Annotated in this window: 1 protein-coding gene and 1 pseudogene; both read left to right on the top strand. The window is 73.1% G+C overall.

Annotation, left to right across the window (positions count from 1 at the left end; all coding sequences use genetic code 11):
• A pseudogene (locus ACZ5CR_RS45160) lies at positions 1-342 on the top strand (urease subunit alpha); the annotation flags it as partial.
• Positions 343-415: 73 nt separating this feature from the next.
• Positions 416-1,427, top strand: a 1,012-nt coding sequence (locus ACZ5CR_RS45155; protein WP_468869450.1) for an amidohydrolase, incomplete at its 3' end; no start/stop codon positions are given.

Genomic DNA, 1,427 nt, shown 5'->3' with positions numbered 1-1,427 from the left:
GGCAACACCGGCTCCGGGTCCGGCTCGACGCGCCTCACCCAACCCCGTACCTACAAGCCGTACTTCGGCGCCCTGGGTGACGCCCCTGCCCGCCTGTCCCGTGTCTTCGTCGCCGAGGCCGCCCTCGAGGACCGCGCCGCGCGCGCCGCCCTTCCCCACGGGCTCACGTACGTGCCGATCCGCGGCTCCCGCGGCCTGACCCGCGCCGACATGCCGCACAACACCGCCACCCCGCACGTCCATGTGCCGCGTGAACCGGCGCCCGTCCTGGTCGACGGCATGCCCACCGGCACCGACGCCGTCACCGAACTGCCCCTCGCCCAGCTGCACCACTTCGCCTGATCAGCCGATTCCCACCCATCCCTGCCGAACCCCGCCGATCCCGCCGATCCCGCAACAGAGGACGATGCGACCGATGCTCCTCGACCTGCTCGTGCGCAACGCGCACATCCTCACCCTCGACCCCGGAAGGCCGCACGCCCGCACCCTCGGCATCCTGCACGGCAGGGTCGTGGGACTCGACGACGACGTCGACGCGCTGCCCTCCCGGCAGGTACTGGACGCGGGGGGCGCCACCGTCGTCCCCGGCTTCAACGACGCGCACTGCCACACCGCTTGGTTCGGCCTCAGCCTCGCCCAACTCGACCTGTCCAAGGCGCGGTCGGTGGACGAGGTGTACGCAGCCGTCGCGGGGCACGCGGCAGGTCAGCCATCGGACGCGTGGATCGTCGGTGCCGGTCTCGACCATCACAGGCTGGGCGGCGCCTTCCCCCACCGCGACGGCCTCGACCGCGCCGCGGACGGCCGCCCCGTCTGGCTCAAGCACACCTCCGGGCACGCCTGCGTCGTCAACTCGCCCGTCCTGGAACAGGCCGGCGCTCTCGCCGACGGGTTCGCCGACCCCGAAGGCGGCGTCGTCGCCCGAGACGCCGACGGGCGCCCGAACGGTCTCCTCGAGGAGACCGCACAGCAACTCGTCCAGCGGCAAGTGCTGCCGTACCCCCTGGACACGCTCGCCGACGCCATCGGCGCCGCCACCCGGCACTACCTCGCCGAGGGCATCACCAGCTTCACCGAGGCGGGCATCGGCGGCGGCTGGATCGGGCACAGCCCCGTGGAGCTCGCCGCCTACCAACGTGCCCGCGAGCGCGGCCAGTTGTACACCCGCGCCCAGGTCATGCCCGCGTCCGACGTCCTGCACCCGCTCACCGCCCACGCCGACGACGGCCTCGCCCTCGGCCTCGACCTCGGCATGCGCACGGGCTTCGGCGACGACCGGCTCTCGCTCGGCCCCGTGAAGATCTTTCTCGACGGCTCGCTGCTCGGGCGGACAGCGGCGGTCACCGACCCCTTCTGCGGGTGCCCGCACTCCACGTCCACCGGGTACTTCCAGGGCGACGCCGAGGCCATGGCCGACACCGTCATCG

The sequence above is a fragment of the Streptomyces sp. NPDC031274 genome, assembly GCF_055570235.1.
The sequence above is the reverse complement of the archived record's forward strand: the minus strand, read 5'-3'. Positions and strand labels throughout refer to the sequence as shown.